A 2,586-nucleotide genomic window follows, 5' to 3' on the forward strand; every position below is an offset into this window, starting at 1 on the left:
AGCTGGAGTACGACGCGACGCCGGCGGTGACGGCGATCACGGACGACCAGGACGCGGTGACGGCTACCTTGACGGCCGGGGATGCGGAGCAGGTCGCGGGGGGCGTGAACGTCACCTATACGGTGACGTTGTCGGGTGGCCCCGGGGAGATCGGTCCGACATCTCCGCTTGTCTTTACGCTTGCGAACGACGCTCCGGATGGGCCGATACAGGTGACGGTTCCTATCGACGGCGAAACCGGAAGCGTCACCGTCTTCTATGCCTATGGCAGTTTCAGCGGGTCGACGATCAGCAATTCGATCGCCAGCTACACGGGTGGCGAGGAATACGAAAAGCTCGAGACGGATGGCACGCCCAGCGTGCTGGCCAATACCATTCCCGGGGCAAGCGGCAGCATAGACCTCACGGTCGCCGAGGCCGCCCTGGACCATCTGGCCGACGGTGAGGATCTTGCCGCCGGTTCCGCAACCGGGACCAATCCTTCAAGCCCGAACGAGACGGATCAGAAGTCGGGCGGCATTACGTTCACGGCTACCGGGGAAGCGATTACCGTCGGTTTTGCGACCCCGGGAGGGAGTGGTTGGACCGCCCCCACCGTCAACGGACTGGCGGATGGCTTCTCGATCAAGTGGGCGCTAAGCGGCGGCGTGCTGATCGGCACGTTGATGCAGGGGCAGGTCAGCCACGGCGAGGCGATCCGGCTGGCGCTGAGCGGCCAGACCGACGCCGGCCCCGGCGATACAGCGTCTCCGACGGTTACTGCGACGCTCACCGGCCCGCTCGAGCACGCTGCCGGCAACGGCAATGTGACCGTCAGCGGAATCCAGGTGGTGGCGACCGACAGTTCGGGCGACACGGCGTCGGCCACGCTGGCGATCGAGATCACGGACGACGCTCCCTCATTCACCCTCGTCAACGACGGAAACGGCGACGGTATCGTAAGTCTGTCCGTACTCAATCCTGCAACCGATACCACCTATACCGGGCAATTCGCTGAATGGCAGTATGGTGCCGATGGGTTCCAGAAGATCACAGCGACTATGGCGCCGGATGGAAACAAGACGGTGGAGGTCGCTTCCTCGTCTGCAGACCAGATCGTGCTCAATCTAAAGGAGGGAAATGAAGTCGTTGCCAAGCTGACACTGAAGGCCGATGGCACCGACTCGCTGGAGGTGATGCATCGCCCGGGTGAGATTGCCTTCACGGATATAACGGGCAAGACGGCGCAATCAGGGGGCCCTGCCGGGTCACTGCTCTTTGATTTGGGCAGTGCCATCGACTTCAACATTCTTGTGAAGGGTGACGACGGCAACGCAACCCCCAATCAGGACAGTGACAAGGTCAACACCAGTGAACAGGGCTGGGCCGTTAAAGGTGGCAGCGGTCAGGCCATGGATCCAGGCGAGTCCATAAAATTCTCGTTCGTGGATGACGGCAACAGTGCGGTAGGGTACGGCATCGGTGACTTCAAATTCACGACGCTAGGATTCACCGGGAATCCAAAAACGGCCAATGTTACCGTCAGGGTTTATCTTGATGCCGCGATGTCGACCTATGATGAAGTCAAGCTGACGGTATCCGAGGGTAAGGTTGTCCAGATCAGCCAGCTTGACTGGTCAGCTGTTGCTGGGACTGGTAATTATCAAATCGGCCATGACATCTATGGCGTGGAAGTCATTAGTACCGGCGGCGGTGGGTTCCGGCTGAACGGCATCAATGTCGGCGCCGAAACCGAAATACCGCCGTCCGCTCTCGATTTTGCCGGCATCGAAGTGGCGATCACGGATGGTGATGGCGACACCGCCACCCAGGCCTTCAATGTTCATCTGAGTGGCACGCCGGGCAGTCAGTTGACGGTCGAGGCGATCGCGGGGACTTCGGGTGATGATACTTTAGCAGGCACTGTCGGCAATGACACGCTCGTCGGCGGGGCCGGCAACGACATACTCATCGGCGGCCTTGGCAACGACACGCTGATCGGCGGTTTGGGCGATGACATTCTTGTCGGCGGGCCCGGCAAGAACATCCTGTACGGCGGAGAGGGGGCGGACACCTTCGTCATCCACCAGAATGCCGCGACGGATGGGCCGGCCCTGGCCGACCTGATCATGGACTACAACACGGCCGAGGGCGACAAGGTCGATCTCACCGAACTGCTTGGCAATGTTTCCGGCGTCAATGCCGACAACATCGGCGACTACGCGAAGATCGTTGCCGACACGAGCGGGGGCCCCGGCACGAATTATGCCTTGCAGGTCGATGTCGATGGAACGGATACCGGAAAGGACTTCGTCACGGTCGCCTATATGAACACCAATGTCGGCGTTCAGATCCTTTATCATGACGATCACGACGCGGTACCGGTTCCGCCCCATGGCTGATCGGTAGAATCCCGGTCCGGCCGGCTCTCAAGCCGGCCGGACCATTGAATTGGATTAGTGGGTATTGTAGTTAATAGGCTAGGGTCGGCCAGTTCCGAGGGGGGCGGTTTCATGCTTTCAATTCGCAATTTTGTTGTGGCGGTGGCCTTGCTGGTCAGCCCGATCTCGGTGCATGCAGCCGATCTCGGCGTGGGTGGCGGGCAGT

Annotated in this window: 1 protein-coding gene; it reads left to right on the top strand. The window is 60.6% G+C overall.

Annotated features, from left to right (window positions below):
- A partial coding sequence (locus tag ACFOHJ_RS18315; RefSeq protein ID WP_378223120.1) for a type I secretion C-terminal target domain-containing protein occupies window positions 1-2,381 on the top strand: 2,381 nt, incomplete at its 5' end.
- Window positions 2,382-2,586 lie beyond the last annotated feature (205 nt).

The organism is Aquamicrobium soli, from assembly GCF_042646345.1.
GTDB classification, from domain to species: domain Bacteria; phylum Pseudomonadota; class Alphaproteobacteria; order Rhizobiales; family Rhizobiaceae; genus Mesorhizobium; species Mesorhizobium soli_A.